This is a genomic window from Acinetobacter larvae (assembly GCF_001704115.1).
Classification (GTDB): Bacteria; Pseudomonadota; Gammaproteobacteria; order Pseudomonadales; family Moraxellaceae; genus Acinetobacter; species Acinetobacter larvae.
This window is the reverse complement of record NZ_CP016895.1, coordinates 592,837-609,635: the sequence shown is the minus strand read 5'-3', so window position 1 is coordinate 609,635 and position 16,799 is coordinate 592,837. Positions and strand designations below refer to the sequence as shown.

At 44.1% G+C, this 16,799-nt stretch carries 12 protein-coding genes; 5 read left to right on the top strand and 7 right to left on the bottom strand.

Annotated features, from left to right (window positions below):
• Window positions 1-48 precede the first annotated feature (48 nt).
• Entirely contained in the window at window positions 49-726 is a 678-nt protein-coding gene (locus BFG52_RS02690) for a NuoB/complex I 20 kDa subunit family protein (protein WP_067552289.1), read from the bottom strand.
• 6 nt (window positions 727-732) lie between these two features.
• Complete coding sequence (gene ndhC / locus BFG52_RS02685; protein ID WP_067552286.1) at window positions 733-1,281, bottom strand: NADH-quinone oxidoreductase subunit A; 549 nt, start codon at window positions 1,279-1,281, stop codon at window positions 733-735.
• A 965-nt stretch (window positions 1,282-2,246) separates the two neighbouring features.
• Here ndhC and BFG52_RS02680 point away from each other — a divergent pair.
• Window positions 2,247-2,603 carry a hypothetical protein gene (locus BFG52_RS02680; protein WP_067552284.1) on the top strand — a complete coding sequence of 119 codons (357 nt, stop codon included), beginning with the start codon at window positions 2,247-2,249 and terminating at the stop codon, window positions 2,601-2,603.
• Between the two features lie 96 nt (window positions 2,604-2,699).
• On the opposite strand, the gene tuf is transcribed toward BFG52_RS02680, so the two are convergent.
• The 5 genes from tuf to BFG52_RS02655 all read right to left on the bottom strand — a co-directional run bounded on the left by tuf (window position 2,700) and on the right by BFG52_RS02655 (window position 8,972).
• Entirely contained in the window at window positions 2,700-3,890 is a 1,191-nt protein-coding gene (gene tuf, locus BFG52_RS02675; protein WP_067552282.1) for an elongation factor Tu, read from the bottom strand.
• 91 nt (window positions 3,891-3,981) lie between these two features.
• On the bottom strand, window positions 3,982-6,120 hold the full coding sequence (gene fusA / locus BFG52_RS02670) for an elongation factor G (RefSeq protein ID WP_067552280.1): 2,139 nt from the start codon (window positions 6,118-6,120) through the stop codon (window positions 3,982-3,984).
• Window positions 6,121-6,305: 185 nt separating this feature from the next.
• Window positions 6,306-6,776, bottom strand: a complete 471-nt coding sequence (rpsG, locus tag BFG52_RS02665) for a 30S ribosomal protein S7 (RefSeq protein WP_067552278.1) — start codon at window positions 6,774-6,776, stop codon at window positions 6,306-6,308.
• Window positions 6,777-6,936: 160 nt separating this feature from the next.
• Window positions 6,937-7,311: a 30S ribosomal protein S12 gene (rpsL, locus tag BFG52_RS02660; protein WP_000246374.1), complete on the bottom strand. Its 375-nt coding sequence runs from the start codon at window positions 7,309-7,311 to the stop codon at window positions 6,937-6,939.
• A gap of 251 nt (window positions 7,312-7,562) precedes the next feature.
• The gene (locus BFG52_RS02655; RefSeq protein WP_067552276.1) at window positions 7,563-8,972 is read right to left on the bottom strand and encodes an EcsC family protein; all 1,410 of its coding nucleotides are present in this window, start codon (window positions 8,970-8,972) and stop codon (window positions 7,563-7,565) included.
• A gap of 449 nt (window positions 8,973-9,421) precedes the next feature.
• Between BFG52_RS02655 and BFG52_RS02650 the strand changes: the two genes are divergently transcribed.
• The 4 genes from BFG52_RS02650 (at window position 9,422) to BFG52_RS02635 (ending at window position 16,757) form a co-directional block, all read left to right on the top strand.
• On the top strand, window positions 9,422-10,525 hold the full coding sequence (locus BFG52_RS02650) for an ATP-binding protein (protein WP_067552273.1): 1,104 nt from the start codon (window positions 9,422-9,424) through the stop codon (window positions 10,523-10,525).
• The gene (locus BFG52_RS02645) at window positions 10,522-13,305 is read left to right on the top strand and encodes a DUF5682 family protein (protein WP_067552270.1); all 2,784 of its coding nucleotides are present in this window, start codon (window positions 10,522-10,524) and stop codon (window positions 13,303-13,305) included. Before BFG52_RS02650 ends, BFG52_RS02645 begins: the two co-directional genes overlap by 4 nt.
• A gap of 195 nt (window positions 13,306-13,500) precedes the next feature.
• Window positions 13,501-14,592, top strand: a complete 1,092-nt coding sequence (locus tag BFG52_RS02640; protein WP_228703824.1) for a VWA domain-containing protein — start codon at window positions 13,501-13,503, stop codon at window positions 14,590-14,592.
• On the top strand, window positions 14,589-16,757 hold the full coding sequence (locus tag BFG52_RS02635; protein ID WP_067552267.1) for a hypothetical protein: 2,169 nt from the start codon (window positions 14,589-14,591) through the stop codon (window positions 16,755-16,757). The genes BFG52_RS02640 and BFG52_RS02635 overlap by 4 nt, the downstream gene beginning before the upstream one ends.
• The last annotated feature ends 42 nt before the right edge of the window (window positions 16,758-16,799 follow it).

Here is a 16,799-nt window from a genome sequence, read left to right as displayed (position 1 = left end):
AATCTTGTGCTGTGAGTACTGTGGGTCATCCAGCGATCACAAGAAAAATTACTCAATCTCATCCATAGAGCGTAGGTTTTTCACCGCAATACGTTCGGCATTTTTGCGGTCGCGCTCTGGCATCATCTTCGGCTTATAAATGGGTTGTAAATCATCACCAATTACGGCAGACAATGGACGACGCTCTAATTGAATTTGGTCTTGTAACAGCATTAAAGCTTGCAATAAGGCTTCAGGACGTGGTGGGCAGCCCGGGACATAGACATCGACAGGAATGATTTTATCGACCCCTTGGACCACAGAGTAAATATCGTACATCCCACCAGAGTTGGCACAGGCACCCATGGAAATAACCCATTTCGGTTCGAGCATTTGTTCATATAGACGCTGGATAACTGGCGCCATTTTGACAAAGCAAGTTCCCGCAATAATCATCAAATCGGCTTGACGGGGTGAAGCACGAATAACTTCCGCACCAAAACGTGACATATCATGTACGCCAGTCAAGGTGGTGGCATATTCTACATAGCAGCAGGAGGTACCAAAGTTAAAAGGCCAAACTGAGTTTTTACGCCCCCAGTTGACCACATTGTGTAAAACGTCTTCGAGTCGTGTCATAAACACGTTTTTATTGATTTCTTCCTGAAGTGGATCGCGAACAACTTGACGTTCTTGCAGCGGATACTGATCAGCACTCGGATTCGCACGGGTTAAGGTATATTTCATCCCGAGTTACTCCTTATTTTCAGAGGTGACAGGTGAGTTGACACGTTTTGGACCAGCAGATTGCGCAGGAATTTTCCCGATAGGGTCCGTAACCAATTCTTCAATGGAGTTGAAACGTGTAATCTCAGCAATGTCCATATTAGGTGTACCAATCTTGGCTTTGATTCCTGCTGCTTTACGTCGATCTGATGGTGCCCAGTTCAATGCCCCCGTCGAAAGCTCGTAAATTAAGCCAACAAGCAAAACCAAAATAAATACAGCTGCTGTGATAAAGCCCACCCAACCCACTTCACGCACAGAGCTTGCCCATGCATAAAGGTAGAGTGCCTCTAAATCAAACACCACGAAAAAGATTGCGACCAGATAGAATTTTGCGGACAAGCGAATACGGGCACCGCCGGCACCCACAACACCTGATTCAAATTGCTCTTGCTTCGCACGCCCCCATGCTTTACCCCCAAGGAGTAATGGGACCGTAAGCATAAACACGCATAAAAAAGTAACACCGATTACAAAGGCAATAATTGCCCAATCGTATGAAGTAATGGCACTCATGCGGGGATAACTCCTGGCAGGCCTATAATAAAACTAAAGATTGTATGTATTGGCCTTTAAATACACCAAACACAAAATATAAATCTGCGTAATTGTACCTGATTTATGATTTCTCTTGCTAGTTCATAAACCTAAGTCTTTTCGGTGTTTTTTTAAGCTAAAATTATAATTGTTTCTAATTAAAGCAATTCTCGAGTTTCATAATCGCTTTAGTTAATCAGTTTTTATTTGCGACTCTTTTTTTCGATCAAAAATAATATTGGGTTACAATTTTATAAATTCACAATTAGCAATTTTTCTCATTTAATGCTTCAGAAATATTTGATTATCAAAATCATTTCGCCACAGAGAAATAAATCATCACATTAGAAATTTTACATTTCATCAACTTATCTTTAGATGAGGCTTCGCTAGAGCATGTTATTTTTTTGACGATTTGACCGGCTCAATTTGCATTTATTGCTGTATTTACTGCTGTATTGTTGACCAAATAACTGGCGATTTAAGCACCGCACACGGTATAAATATTAATCTCAGCAGAGATAATATTTTAAGCATTCTATGAGGGCTTAAAATGCTAATGACGCGCTTTAAAACAACATCATTTTAATGCAATGCAATTGCAATATAATCCGTTATTATTTTAATTATGTCGCAGTAGCTCAATGCATTTAGCAAAAATAATAAAGACCATCGTGACAAAAAATTAACGCCCTATGGCATCATCACTATACTTTAGGCAAAATAACCCACTCTCAGTTGCACATTAAATGCCAGAAAAATGCATATTTTTTAGGCAGTAATAGACAAAAATCACACAATCTTTGAATAACTCTACACATGACAGCGCCAAGGCAAAGATATACTTTAGCCTGAACAACAACCTGAACAACTCAACCCTTTAACCCAACTGACTTAAATCCAACCAACTGAATGAGCAAACAATTAATCATGGAGTATTGGCAATGAATTTAGAATATGCACACGAGCCAAATTATTTTTTATTTGCACAAGTTCTTGTTCGCTTCCTTGAACAACAAATTCATAAAAACCCTGAGCAATACCAAGCAAGCTATGAGCTGAAAGTGATCCGCGACGTGTTCCAACAAGATCATGCTGCCAGCACAACCAACTTAGAAAGCATTTTGAATATTGCTGATGAATATACGGTCGATACCTTAGATGGTCCAACCAAGATTATTGAAAGCTATCACGTCAATATTGAAGAGCTCAGCCTAATACTCAATTACAATCCCAAAGCAGTCGCTGCTATTCATGCTGGACAAGCTATTAATGAGCCTGATGCGACGTCTTATCAATAAGTAAATGCACCATTGATAGAAAGATAAAAAAAAGCGCCCGTGTTAAACACGAGCGCTTTTTGCTAAGGTCGGTCAAGACCCTAGCCTTTCGGTTACTTATGCAATTACTTTAGCAACTACACCAGCACCTACTGTACGACCACCTTCACGGATCGCAAAGCGTAAGCCAGCGTCCATTGCGATTGGGTGGATCAATTCTACTGACATTTCTACGTTGTCACCAGGCATTACCATTTCCACGCCATCTTGTAATTGGATTGCGCCAGTTACGTCTGTGGTACGGAAATAGAATTGTGGACGGTAACCATTCAAGAATGGTGTATGACGACCACCTTCGTCTTTAGACAATACATATACTTCAGCGTCGAACTTAGTATGCGGTTTGATGGTACCTGGTTTAGCAAGTACTTGACCACGTTGTACGTCTTCACGTTTTGTACCACGTAGCAAGATACCACAGTTCTCACCAGCACGACCTTCGTCTAGAAGCTTACGGAACATTTCAACGCCAGTTACAGTTGTTTTCACGGTATCTTTGATACCAACGATTTCAACTTCTTCACCAACTTTAACCACACCCGCTTCAACACGACCGGTTACAACTGTACCACGACCAGAGATTGAGAACACGTCTTCGATTGGCATCAAGAATGCTTTGTCGATAGCACGTTCTGGTTCTGGGATGTAAGTGTCAAGTGCTTCAACCAATTGAAGTACTGCAGGTACACCGTACTGACCGTCTTCACCGTTCAATGCTGCAAGTGCAGAACCACGGATTACAGGCGTATCATCACCAGGGAAGTTATAAGTAGATAGAAGTTCACGAACTTCCATTTCTACTAATTCGATTAACTCTTCGTCATCAACGATGTCGCATTTGTTTAGGAATACGATGATGTAAGGTACACCAACCTGACGAGACAACAAGATGTGCTCACGTGTTTGTGGCATTGGACCGTCAGTTGCTGAACATACAAGGATCGCACCGTCCATTTGCGCAGCACCAGTGATCATGTTTTTAACATAGTCGGCGTGACCTGGGCAGTCTACGTGTGCATAGTGACGGATTGGAGAGTCATATTCTACGTGAGATGTATTAATGGTAATACCACGTGCTTTTTCTTCTGGTGCAGAGTCAATTGCAGCGTAGTCTTTCGCTTCACCACCGAAAGTTTTTGCACATACAGTCGCAATTGCAGCTGTTAAAGTTGTTTTACCATGGTCAACGTGACCAATTGTACCCACGTTAACATGTGGTTTATTACGTTCAAACTTGGCTTTAGCCATGATGATCTTCCTTTGTGAACTACTCATGAGGATCACTCATGAGCAACGAGTTTATAACTAAAATATATTTTGGCGTATAGTAATCGAAAGATTACTCGTCGTCACCTTTTTTACCACCAGTTTGGAACTTAGCGATAATACCTTCTGCCACGTTACGTGGTGTTTCAGCATATTTAGCGAATTCCATTGAGTAGGTAGCACGACCTTGAGACATAGAACGCATTTGAGTCGCGTAACCAAACATCTCTGCAAGTGGAACTTCTGCGCGAATCGCTTTAGTACCACCAGGTAAGTCATCCATACCTTGAACCATACCACGACGACGGTTTAAGTCACCCATGATATCGCCCATGTAGTCTTCAGGTGTTTCAACTTCAACTTTCATGATTGGTTCAAGAAGTACAGGATCTGCTTTCATGAAACCATCACGGAATGCATAAGAACCTGCCATTTTGAACGACAATTCATCAGAGTCGACATCATGGTAAGAACCATCATAAAGAACAGCTTTTACGCCTACAACTGGATAACCAGCCAAGACACCATTCTTCATACGTTCTTGAATACCTTTGTCTACAGCACCAAAGAATTCTTTCGGTACCACACCACCAACCACTTCTTCAGCGAATTCGTATTCTTTACCAGCTGCTTCAACATCAAGCGGTTCAAGACGAACATAGACATGACCGAATTTACCTTTACCACCAGTTTGACGTACGAATTTACCTTCTTGCTCAACCACTTTCTTGATGGTTTCGCGGTAAGCAACCATTGGTTTACCGATGTTTGCTTCAACGTTAAATTCACGTTTCATACGGTCAACAATGATGTCTAAGTGAAGCTCACCCATACCTGCGATGATTGTTTGACCTGATTCTTCATCAGTAAACACGCGGAATGATGGATCTTCTTTCGCTAGACGACCAAGCGCAACAGACATTTTCTCTTGGTCAGCTTTGGTTTTTGGCTCAACAGCAAGTTGAATCACTGGCTCTGGGAATTCCATGCGCTCTAGGGTAATGATATTACCTTCGTCACATAAAGTATCACCAGTTGTTGTATCTTTTAAGCCTACACATGCAGCGATATCACCAGCGCGAATTTCTTCGATGTCCTGACGATCATTGGCGTGCATTTGTACGATACGACCAATACGCTCACGTTTCATTTTCACTGGGTTATACACAGGGCTACCTGCTTTTAACACACCAGAATAAACACGAACGAAGGTTAAGTTACCAACGAATTTGTCATTCATGATTTTGAATGCAAGCGCAGAGAACGGTGCTTCATCAGATGCTTCACGAGTTGCTTCAGTTTCAGCTTTGTCGTCAAGAATACCTTTAACCGCAGGAATGTCAGTCGGTGCGGGCAAGAACTCGATTACAGCGTCCAACATACGTTGTACACCTTTGTTCTTAAATGCAGAACCACACATTGCTGGTTGGATCTCAGCAGACAACGTACGAATACGTAGACCGTTGATGATCTCTTCTTTGGTCAAATCACCTTCTTCTAGGTATTTGTCCATCAATTCTTCACTTGCTTCAGCAGCAGCTTCGACCATGTTGGTACGCCACTCTTGTGCAAGCTCAACGAGATCCGCAGGGATTTCGCCATATTCAAATTTCATACCTTGTGTTGCTTCATCCCAAATGATTGCTTTCATTTCGATCAAGTCAACAACACCGGTAAAGGTATCTTCAGCACCGATTGGAAGCACGATTGGCACAGGGTTCGCACCAAGACGTGTTTTCATTTGCTCAACAACGCGAAGGAAGTTAGCACCAGTACGGTCCATTTTGTTTACGAATGCAATACGCGGCACGCCATATTTATTCGCTTGACGCCATACAGTTTCAGACTGAGGTTGTACACCACCTACAGCACAATAAACCATACACGCACCATCAAGTACACGCATAGAACGTTCAACTTCGATAGTGAAGTCTACGTGTCCTGGGGTATCGATTACGTTAATACGGTGTTGGTCGTATTGATTAGCCATACCTTTCCAGAAGCATGTTACTGCTGCTGAGGTAATGGTAATCCCACGCTCTTGCTCTTGTTCCATCCAGTCAGTTGTCGCAGAACCTTCGTGTGTTTCACCAAGTTTGTGACTTTCACCGGTATAGAACAAAATACGTTCAGAAGTTGTTGTTTTACCTGCATCGATGTGTGCAGAGATACCAATGTTACGGTAACGAGAAATTGGGGTTTGACGTGCCATGATTTCTAGCATTCCTAATATTTGTAGTTAAAACAGGACGCATCAAACAGATTTGATTGATGCGTACGAATACTTAAGCAGATGCAGCTTAAATTCCCGCGAACCCTCCACTGGGGTAGAGTGCGATATTAAATCTTGCAGCGGTACGCATAAGTATTCTCCTGATAAGGGACTGTTTTATCCGCTTAGAAGCGGTAGTGAGAGAAGGCTTTGTTGGCTTCAGCCATACGGTGCACATCTTCACGTTTTTTGATCGCTGAGCCTTTGCCTTCAGCTGCATCAAGCAACTCACCAGCAAGACGTAAAGCCATAGTTTTTTCAGAACGCTTAGCAGCAGCTTCTACCAACCAACGCATAGCTAAAGCGGTACGACGGGAGGGACGTACTTCCATAGGTACTTGATAAGTAGCACCACCAACACGGCGTGCTTTTACTTCGACCATTGGACGAACTTTTTCAAGAGTAGTTTCAAAAAATTCAACCGGATCGACTTTGTTTTTTTCTTGAACGCGCTCTAAAGCACCATACACGATGCTTTCAGCAATTGATTTTTTACCATCTTGCATTACGTGGTTCATGAATTTAGCGATTGTTTGGCTGCCGAACTTAGGATCCGGAAGGATTTCACGGGCAGCGACTACGCGACGTCTTGGCATTTTAATACACCTATAAATATGACACTTCAGGGTGATCCAGCAGAGTACAAAGTGTCATGTACTGTTCGCTGGCCTTACTACACGTCGCTTGAATTTACACATACTGAATGCAGAAATCAGACAAGCGAGACGATAAAGGATTTACAGCAACGACCTAAGATTATTTCTTAGGACGTTTCGCACCGTATTTAGAACGTGATTGGTTACGGTCTTTAACACCTGCGCAGTCCAATGAACCACGTACAGTGTGATAACGTACACCCGGTAAGTCTTTAACACGACCACCACGGATTAATACAACACTGTGCTCTTGTAAGTTGTGACCTTCACCACCGATATAGCTTGATACTTCAAAACCTGAAGTCAAACGTACACGGCATACTTTACGCATTGCTGAGTTAGGTTTTTTCGGTGTAGTAGTATATACACGAGTACATACACCACGGCGTTGAGGGCAAGCTTTCAACGCAGGAACTTTTGATTTTTCAACCAAAGTTGTACGACCCTTACGGATCAACTGATTTGTTGTTGCCATATGGCAATTCTCCCGTTAAAAAAAATCCACCAAAAACACCAGTTTTTGGGGGCATGCAATTGTATGCCAAGAAGCAAAAATGGTCAACATTCAATAACTCAACCATAATCGCCGCTTTGCATGATTGCGCATTCGTTTGCTGCGCTTGCGAGAACAGCAATTGACTACTATGCCATAGCAATATTGAAGCTTTTATGACGCAGTGCAATCATTGCTTTATCCAGCAAAATTTTATCTAAATACGGTGAAATTTAACTCTGCTTTGCACGCTTGCTGACTCGTGCAGATGAACCTTGGCGACGACGAGGTGTTGACGTTGCTGAACTTTTTTTTGTGCTTGCTGAAGATGATGCTACGGCTGGTGCTATTTCATGCTCCGCAATTGCATCGGGTGCTGTCGCTAAACGCGCTACAACATGCTCAGTTTGCTCATCCATAACGGCGGTTTCGGTTAGATCTGGCAGCTGGCTCTGATCTACTATGCTCTGATCTACTATGCTCTGATCCATTCGCTCTTGCGCTTCTCCTCGCTCTTGATCGATCAGCTCTTGCGCTGAGGGAACGGATGTAACGACAGTCGCTTGATCTGCAATAAGACTCGGTACTGATGTTGCTGCTGCCGATTGCTGTACAGCTTGTTCATAAGCATAAAGCGGTCCATGTTCAGCAAATTCTGGATGTTGATTAATAAAATCACGGGCTTGTGCAAATACCAATTGTGCTTGGCTCGTCGCTTGTTCTAATAGTTTTAAACTATAGATCGCCCCCACCCCCATATTGAGCAGTCCCAATACTTTACTGAGCTGCGCCAACTGCGGCAGTTGCTTGAGCCATTGCCATTTTAATTCACCGTCATCATTGCTCAACCAACGTTTTAAAAGCTCTACGTCATTTTCAGAGCCTAATATTTTTTGTAATTGCTGGATATCGTGAGTCTGCAAGGTGCTCGACAAAGCCCGTAAAGCAGCTAAAAGTGTTTGTTTTTCTAAAATACTGCCCAAATCAATATGCTTAAAAATATATTCAACCACGGCTTGGTCTTCATCTAACAACTCAAAACCATAAGCCCTGCCCGTCTGATAGATACTCCGCAGTGCCAAAGCAATCGAACTGGGAATATCTAGCGCAGCACCAACCACACCACTCACACCGGTCACAGCGCCAATCACAGCCGCATAGGTTTTATTTTGATTGGCAAGCGCCTGACTAATGCGCCCAGATCGTGCTGGATCTTGTGCCAGTTCAGCCAGATTTTTAGCCCCTACTTCTTGCAGCAATGCCGTGCTAGAACTGAGTTGGGACACCGCATGATTGAGCTGTTCAAATACATAAGCTGCGATTTTCTCATTGAGTTCTGGCGCAATGAATGAGCTGACATGTTGAATACGTTGATAATGCTTACCCAATAACTGTTGTGATAGTTGTGGCAGCTGTTGCTGCATAAATGCCTGCGGATGTGCATAAGCTGATTGTGCTTGCAAAGGATGAATACGTTGCGCATGCCCTTCCACAACCTGACGTGCCTGAGGTGAATCAGTCAAAGGCGCAAGCACATGTGGGGCTTTATGCTGTAGCAACTGTAAACTACTTTGACCAATCGATTGCGCCAATGCCAGCGTTTGAGAAAACAAGCCTTTGCGCTGTGTGTTTGACTTGGACATTTGTTCCTCTCCGCAATGTTATTTTAAAGATGGGCTCTACAACTGAGCTGCTTATTTTACACAAGTTTTACACAAGATTTTTTTTACACAAAATTTTCAACAACAAAGTGTTGCTTATTAAACTGGACTGATTCCCGTGAAATGTCAATTTTAACCCTGTAGCACTTTCTTTTAAACAAGGTTTTGCTTTTGAACAAACTTTTCAACAATTTTTTGAATACGGGCTGAAACAAGGGGGCACAACAAAATCAATCGACTAACCCATCAACCCATCGACCAATCAACCCATCAAGCAATCGACAATGTCTCGCCTGCTCCAGCATTTAGCCTTCCCAGCACGAGCAATTCGTGCGACTTTATTTGTCGCCATACCCATATAGCCAACTAGTCAGGGTTAAAATTCATGGTTATGATGTTTTTAAATTTAATTCATCCAAAGCTAGATTGTCATGAACCAGCTCACTGCAAATACACAACAGTTGAAATTAAAAGCCGAACAACAATATGCCGATGAACTACAACGTCTGGCGGAACAGGACCAACAGCGTAAACCCCAAGGATGGCAACTGTCAGCACACGCAGTACGTCGTTTTATTTTAGGTGACGATCAACTCGCAATTCAAAAGAAGTTTTATGGCGATGATGCTCTGGTTGACCGTGCTTTGGTAACCCTGATGGGCAATCAAGGGCTGATGCTGGTTGGCGAACCTGGTACTGCCAAATCAATGCTCTCAGAGCTCTTCAGTACCGCCATTTGTGGTAGCTCGCAATATACGATTCAAGGGACGGCGGGTACCACTGAAGATCATATTAAATACTCTTGGAACTATGCTTTATTGCTAGCCGAAGGTCCTTCAGAAAAATCGCTTATTGCCTCACCACTGTTTCATGCCATGCGCTATGGCAAAATTGCCCGCTTTGAAGAAATCACCCGTTGCCCACCGGAAATACAAGACGTTTTAGTCTCGTTATTGTCTGAAAAACAAATGATGATTCCAGAGATGGGACAAGACTACAGTCTACATGCACAGCAAGGCTTTAACCTGATTGCCACAGCCAACTTACGCGATCGCGGTGTGCATGAAATGTCTGCAGCACTCAAACGTCGTTTTAACTTTGAAACCGTCAAAGCGATTCGTGATCGTCAGTTTGAAATCGAATTGGTCCAGCTACAACTGCAAAAACAACTGGCAGAGCTGTATAGCGAATTGCATATTCAAGCCCCAGTGATTGAATTATTGGTTACTATTTTCAATGAACTGCGTACTGGACAAAGTCTACAAGGCGCCAACCTAAAAACACCCGATGCCGTCATGTCGACCGCCGAAGCAGTCAACATTGCCCATGCTGCTGGATTGCAAGCCATTTACTTAGGCGATGGCGTGTTACGTGCTGAACATATTGCACAGCAATTGATTGGTGTGGTGTTTAAAGACAATCCAGAAGATGCCAAACGGATGCAATATTATATTGAAACCGTCGCCAAAGAGCGTGCACGCCAAGATGCCGATTGGAAAGCCTTCTACAATGCCAGTCGTGAGTTTTCAGTATGACAACGCACCGAACTGAGCACTGGCCTGAACGCTTACAACAAGCCATGCAAGCCAAACAACAGCTGCAAGCAGAGCAACAGTTATATTTTGCGCCGATTCGCCATCACAGCCCAGCCTGTGCTTATGCCTTACAACATTATATTGCCCAGCTGCAACCGACGCATATTCTGATTGAAGCACCGACCAGCTTTGCTTTTTTGCTGCCGAGTTTGCTTGATGCTCAAACGCAACCACCTATAGCAATCTTTGCCCAAGCACATGCTCGCAACAAAACTGCGACAGCAACGAAAGCGGCAACCAAGACCACCACGACTCACCACGCTGAAAACAGCGCTGACAACAATGCTGAAAACAGTAAAGTTACTGCAAAACAGGATAATGCAGAAAATCAACAACTCGATGCGGCAACAGACGAGGTCGTAGAAGAAGCAGCCGAACAGGTCGCATCTGCCTATTTCCCTTTTTGCGATTACTCACCGGAATGGGTTGCACTGCAACATGGACAGGCTTTCGCTGCAAAAATAGACTTTATTGATCTGCCTTGGCACCAACAAAGTGAGCTGAGTTTAGTCCAACAGCAATTAGACCAACAGCAACGCAGTTTAATGTCGGAACGTTATTTGGCGCATAGTGACTATATCCAACAATTGGCACAGCGCTTACATTGTCGTAATCATGATGAGCTTTGGGATCATCTCTTTGAGTTACAAACACCAGATAAATTACAAAATGCCGCGACTTTTTTTGATGATGTCTTGGTGTGGTGTAGTTTGGCACGTTTGGACTATGAGCCCGAGGTACTCCGTCAAGATGCATCCCTCGCACGTGAAGCACAGATGTGGCAGAAAATTCAGGCTTATTTAGCACCTGATCACAGAGTGCTGGTGATCACAGGCGGTTTTCATAGTATTGCGCTGATTGAACACGCGCAAAGTTCACAACAATCTGCTCAGCAAGCAGCTCAACAATCTGCACAACAACCGATACAACAGAATGTACAACAAGATGCACCCGCTACTGTTGTCGCAAACACCGATACAGCACACATCGGTGCAGTAAACGAGGGGCAAAAAAATTGGCAAGAACAGGCGTGGCTGATTCGTTATAGTTTTGATCGACTGGATGCGCTCAATGGCTATGCGTCAGGGATGCCATCTCCAGCCTATTATCAAAACTTCTGGCAACAGCTACAAGCAGGTACACGAGATCTAGCACAACGCCAACATGACTTTTTAAGCTACCTCAGCCTATTGTGTAGCACACTACAACAGCAAGAGAGTTTAGATATCAACCGCTTCTTAGCCATTCGCCACACTGCCGAAATCGCTTGGCGCTTGGCTGATTTACGCGGACACTATCAACCCAGTCGCTATGACCTGCTCGATGCACTACAAAGTGCCTTGATCAAAGGCGAGATCGATGATGGTCAACAGCATTTATTACAAGAGATTTACCGTTTTCTCAGCGGTCAACAGCTAGGGCAAGTACCCGCCAACCAGCATCAGCCAGCACTGCTGCGCAATGTTTATCAGCAAATTGAACAATATCGTTTTAAACTCAGCGACACTCTCAGTAGACAACGTAAGCTTGATGTATTCCGTAAACCCTTACATCAGCAAATCAGCCAATTTTTACATTTGCTGGCATTTGTAGGTTGCGACTTTGCGCAGTGTTTATCGGGACCAGACTATGTCAATGGTGCTGGACTAGACCTGCTCTTTGAAGAATGGCGCTATGCTTGGACGCCCAGTGTTGAAGCACGATTGCTTGAACTGGCTGAACATGCCAGCCAATTATCACAGATTGCAGTACAAAAATTATTGGCACAGCAACAGCACAACCAACAACAAGGCTTGGGACAATCGGCTGCGGAAACCGCCAAATTACTGGCTTTGGCATGCCGTTTGGGGTTAAAACAACAATTGCAACTCTTGCGTCAGCAACTGAGTCATTACATCCAACAGGAGCAAAATCTTGGCTCGCTCATCAGTGCCGCACAACAACTGTACTATCTCTGGCATGGTCGGACCTTACTACAACTGCCCGCGCAGCAACTGCTAGATCAATTGCAGCTTGCCTTACAGCATAGCTGTCTATTGCTAGAGCAACTTTATGATGCGCATGAAGAAAAAGTTGCTGCAAACCTTCAGCATCTCAAGCAATTACACGAGCTAATTGTCAATACAGCGGCAATGATGCCGGATGCCAAGCTATTGACGCTGCTGTATCAACAAATTGATCGTCAACGCCTACAACAATTTCATCTCAGCCCACTCCTAGGCGCACTTGATGTGCTGCAATTCCTCGATCAGCGTATTGATCAAGCACAACTCAGCCAACGTTTAAAACAAAGCTTTGCCACAGGCAGTCAAGCAGATCAGTCTGTGCAATATTTACAAGGTATGTTCTTTATTGCACCAGAAATTTTTGTGCAGTCTCCGATTGCCATTGAAGCGCTCTATCAATTGGTCAGCGGCTGGTCCGAAGAGGATTTTATTCAAATTTTGCCAGACTTACGTTATGCCTTTAGTCAGCTCAACCCCAAACAAAGTCAAACAATTGCTGAGAAAATTGCCACACTCAGTGGGCTCAGTAGCCAAGATGTATTAGACCAAGTATTTGCTCAATTTAGTGAACAAGACATGTTGCAAGGGCTGCAGCTCAATCAACAGCTACAACATCTCTATGGGCATGATCAGCTACAAGATTGGTTCGAAAATCATGCAGCACACACCACCAGCCTAGCATCGGCAATATCCGCCGCCCCTACGTCTGACTGATCCAGAGGAACCTAAGCCATGTCAAGCCCACAGCAGCAGAATCCCCAGCCCGATACAGCAGCTCAAAATAATAAGATGGCATCATCAGCAGTCAGCACGCCGCAAGCCAATGCCCCGCAAATTAATACCAAAGAGGTAGAGCAAAACACCACAACAGCATTAGACCCAATAGACCAAGCACGTCGCTGGCGCTTAATGCTTGGACGCTATGCCGATCAGCGTCTGTGTGATGCAACACTTAATGCCTCACAACTAAAAATGGAAAAGCATCTCGATTATTTATATCGTCAAGAATACCAACGTCGCGGTATCCAACAACAATCTGCTCGACATGGCAGCCTAGATGCATCACAACTGACCGCCATTCACTGGCTCAATCAAAGTCGAAAGTTATTCCCGAAGTCAACTTTTGAACGAATGCAACGCCATGCGATTGAGCGCTATCAAATGACAGAGTTGCTCAAAACACCTGAGCATATCCAACAACTCGATGCCAATCCTGCTGTGGCCAAAGCCTTGCTCAGCCTACGTGGTCGTCTCAATAGCGAGATGAAACAGGCTATCCGTGAGCTTATAGCCAAAGTCGTTGCCGACTTATTGCAGCAAATCCGCCCAAAATTCTTGCAATCCTTACAGGGTCGTCGTCACCGTTTTCGTCGTTCACCTATTCGCCAAGCACAAAACTTTGATTGGCGCCGCACTATTCAAGAGAATCTCAAACATTATCAGGTAGATCGTAAACAACTGATTATTCAAAATCCCTATTTTAATGCCCGTGTCCAAAAACACTTGCAATGGGACATTGTACTTTGTGTTGACCAAAGTGGCTCAATGATGGACTCCATCATGTATGCAGCCATTTGTGCCAGCATCTTAGCGGCATTACCAGCGGTCAATATTAGCTTATTGTTGTTTGACACACAGGTGGTTGATTTATCACATATGGCACATGACCCAGTCGAGGTACTGCTCACCATACAACTGGGGGGTGGAACCAATATTGGTCAGGCAATGCAGTACTGCGCGCAAAAAATTAACAATCCACAGCGTAGTATTGTGGTGCTCATCAGTGATTTTGAAGAAGGTGCATCCATCCAAACCTTACTCAACACCACCACGGCTTTAAAACAACAAGGCTGTACCTTATTGGGACTCGCGGCTTTGGATCAAGCAGCCAACCCTTGCTATGACCACAATATCGCACAGCAATTACAACAATGTGGTATGCAAATTGCCGCCATGACCCCAGAACATTTGGCAACATGGTTTGCCGAGGTGATGCAATGAGTTGGATAATTTATCAACAATATGACGATGATAGCTTAAGCTTATACAGCAATGCTGGGCTCGTCCGTCGTGCTAAAAAAAGCCTTGATGCGGTGCAACTGGACAATCAAAGCGCAACCGAATTGCATTTTAAGGTTGAGTCACAGCAAGTGCGATTAACACCACAAGGCATTGCAGCAGCACAATGTGACTGTAGTGCCACCCAGTGTTGCAAGCATATTTTGGCTGCGATTGTATGGTTACAACAGTCTGAATTTTTCCATAGCCACACCGCAGCAGTACAGCCCACCCCTAACCCTAAGGCTGACGCACCTTTAGCCCCCAGCACGCCAAGCACAAACACAAACACAGATTCAGCAGCAGAGCATCCGCCAACTGCAAGCGCAGCAGTAGACAATACGGCTGAACAGGCAACTTTAGCCAAAGCATTAGCGTTATCGGTCAGTCATAGCTTGAAACAAGTCAATAAAGCACAGCGTCGTTTGGCTTATCAGTTCTTTCTGGAATGGCAGCAGCATCCTGAACAATGTCAAATTGATTTAGATGCCGACAAAATCTGCTTTCGACTGTCCCTCAGCGCGCAACCGGTTTTACTTTTTCCCTTACTGGGCTTGAATGGCATGTTGTCCGATATCGATGACAAACAACAAGCTGCAGTACATTTGGCTTGTTTGGCTATTTTGTTTGAACGCCATGCTGCCAATACTTGGCAATGGCCAGATGAGCTGAGCGCGCCCAACCACAGTACAGCACCAAGCCTCAGTGCGGAAGATTTGCACTTTATTGTTGAATTACAGCAAATGTGCCGTCAGTTTATTGCGCAGGGTTTATCGCATCTGGCGACAGAAGCGGTATTGGCATTACATATTTTAAATATGCAAGCACGCGCACAAAAACTACCTCGTTTGGCCAGTCAATTACGCCAACTGCACGGCATGATGCGCCAATTTCAAGCACATGACGTACAGGTTGATGAACAACTAATCTTTGACCGACTGGCGCAACTATATGCCTATCTCGCTGCTTTAACTGCCGCAGCACAACAACCTGAACGTTTAAACACTTTACGAGGGCAACTACAACGCGATTATCAGCAACAAAGCTATGCCCACTTGATTCCATTGGGCTGTGAATGGTGGCAATATGACAGTGGTGCTCACGGTCTAAGCCTTTGCTTTTGGGATGTTGACGGCAAAAATATGCTAGAAGTTACCCAAGCCCGTGCCAATCATCTCGATAGCAGCTTTGATCAGAATAGTGCAGCACAATCAGGAATTTGGGGTAGCTCACTAGACTACTTACTACAGCATCAACTCAGCCTGAGCCACGCGCAACTTGCTGCGGATCATCGTTTAAGCGCGAGTGATAAAACCCGTTTTCTACAAAAAGAGCCATTTTCTACACTCAGCCCTAAAGATTTTGCACACCATGCTATCGGCATAACGGACTGGCAGCAATTACAGCAATTGATTCAACCGACATCAAGCATCCATCAAAATCCCAATCACTATATTTTATTACGTCATCAAGAGATTCGTCCTGCTGAGCTCAATGAAGTTGAGCAATATTTTGAATGTCGGGTGATTGATCAACATGGGATGGGCTTAAAACTGATTCTTCCCTTAGATACCGCCTATAAACAGCGCATTCAGCGTCTCAATCAACTCATTCAATATGAAAAACCAATCGCCAGCTTAGTCCGTGTGCAATATACACATGGGCAAATACGTTTGATCCCCTGTAGTTTGATTTTACAAAAGAAAAAAGGCTTAGACATTTTTAGTCTAGATTATCACCGACCACCTCGCCCACCCAAAGGCAATGTATTTGAGCTGATTGCGGGGCGCATTGAAAAACTACTGCAGCAAAAAAGACAGTGGCAACACGGTGCCAAGGCAACGCCCTTGCAACATTTAATCCAGCAATGTCAAAGTTTATTGGAATTCTATGCCAATACAGGACGTGCGCAATGTGATGCCAATGACCGACAAGCTCTGCTGGGCTATGCGCAACACTTTGAAAGCTTAGGTCTGAGCATGGTCGCCAAGACCTTGCGTATGATCGATCAACAAGACTTTCGGCACCTCTTGCTGCAATGGCGCCATCTGTTGCTGCAATTACAAGGATTACAATATCAACTTGATATCGAAAAACCCGCTGCGTAGCGGGTCAATGAACAGATCAACAATGTGAATATCATTCGGTGC

Bases quoted from the DNA above. Each gene is read 5' to 3' on its own strand.
- tuf (WP_067552282.1), bottom strand. From the start codon at position 3,890: ATGGCTAAAGCCAAGTTTGAACGTAATAAACCACATGTTAACGTGGGT.
- BFG52_RS02655 (WP_067552276.1), bottom strand. From the start codon at position 8,972: ATGTCCAAGTCAAACACACAGCGCAAAGGCTTGTTTTCTCAAACGCTG.
- BFG52_RS02650 (WP_067552273.1), top strand. From the start codon at position 9,422: ATGAACCAGCTCACTGCAAATACACAACAGTTGAAATTAAAAGCCGAA.
- BFG52_RS02635 (WP_067552267.1), top strand. From the start codon at position 14,589: ATGAGTTGGATAATTTATCAACAATATGACGATGATAGCTTAAGCTTA.
- BFG52_RS02645 (WP_067552270.1), top strand. From the start codon at position 10,522: ATGACAACGCACCGAACTGAGCACTGGCCTGAACGCTTACAACAAGCC.
- fusA (WP_067552280.1), bottom strand. From the start codon at position 6,120: ATGGCACGTCAAACCCCAATTTCTCGTTACCGTAACATTGGTATCTCT.
- rpsG (WP_067552278.1), bottom strand. From the start codon at position 6,776: ATGCCAAGACGTCGCGTAGTCGCTGCCCGTGAAATCCTTCCGGATCCT.
- rpsL (WP_000246374.1), bottom strand. From the start codon at position 7,311: ATGGCAACAACAAATCAGTTGATCCGTAAGGGTCGTACAACTTTGGTT.
- BFG52_RS02640 (WP_228703824.1), top strand. From the start codon at position 13,501: ATGCTTGGACGCTATGCCGATCAGCGTCTGTGTGATGCAACACTTAAT.
- ndhC (WP_067552286.1), bottom strand. From the start codon at position 1,281: ATGAGTGCCATTACTTCATACGATTGGGCAATTATTGCCTTTGTAATC.
- BFG52_RS02690 (WP_067552289.1), bottom strand. From the start codon at position 726: ATGAAATATACCTTAACCCGTGCGAATCCGAGTGCTGATCAGTATCCG.
- BFG52_RS02680 (WP_067552284.1), top strand. From the start codon at position 2,247: ATGAATTTAGAATATGCACACGAGCCAAATTATTTTTTATTTGCACAA.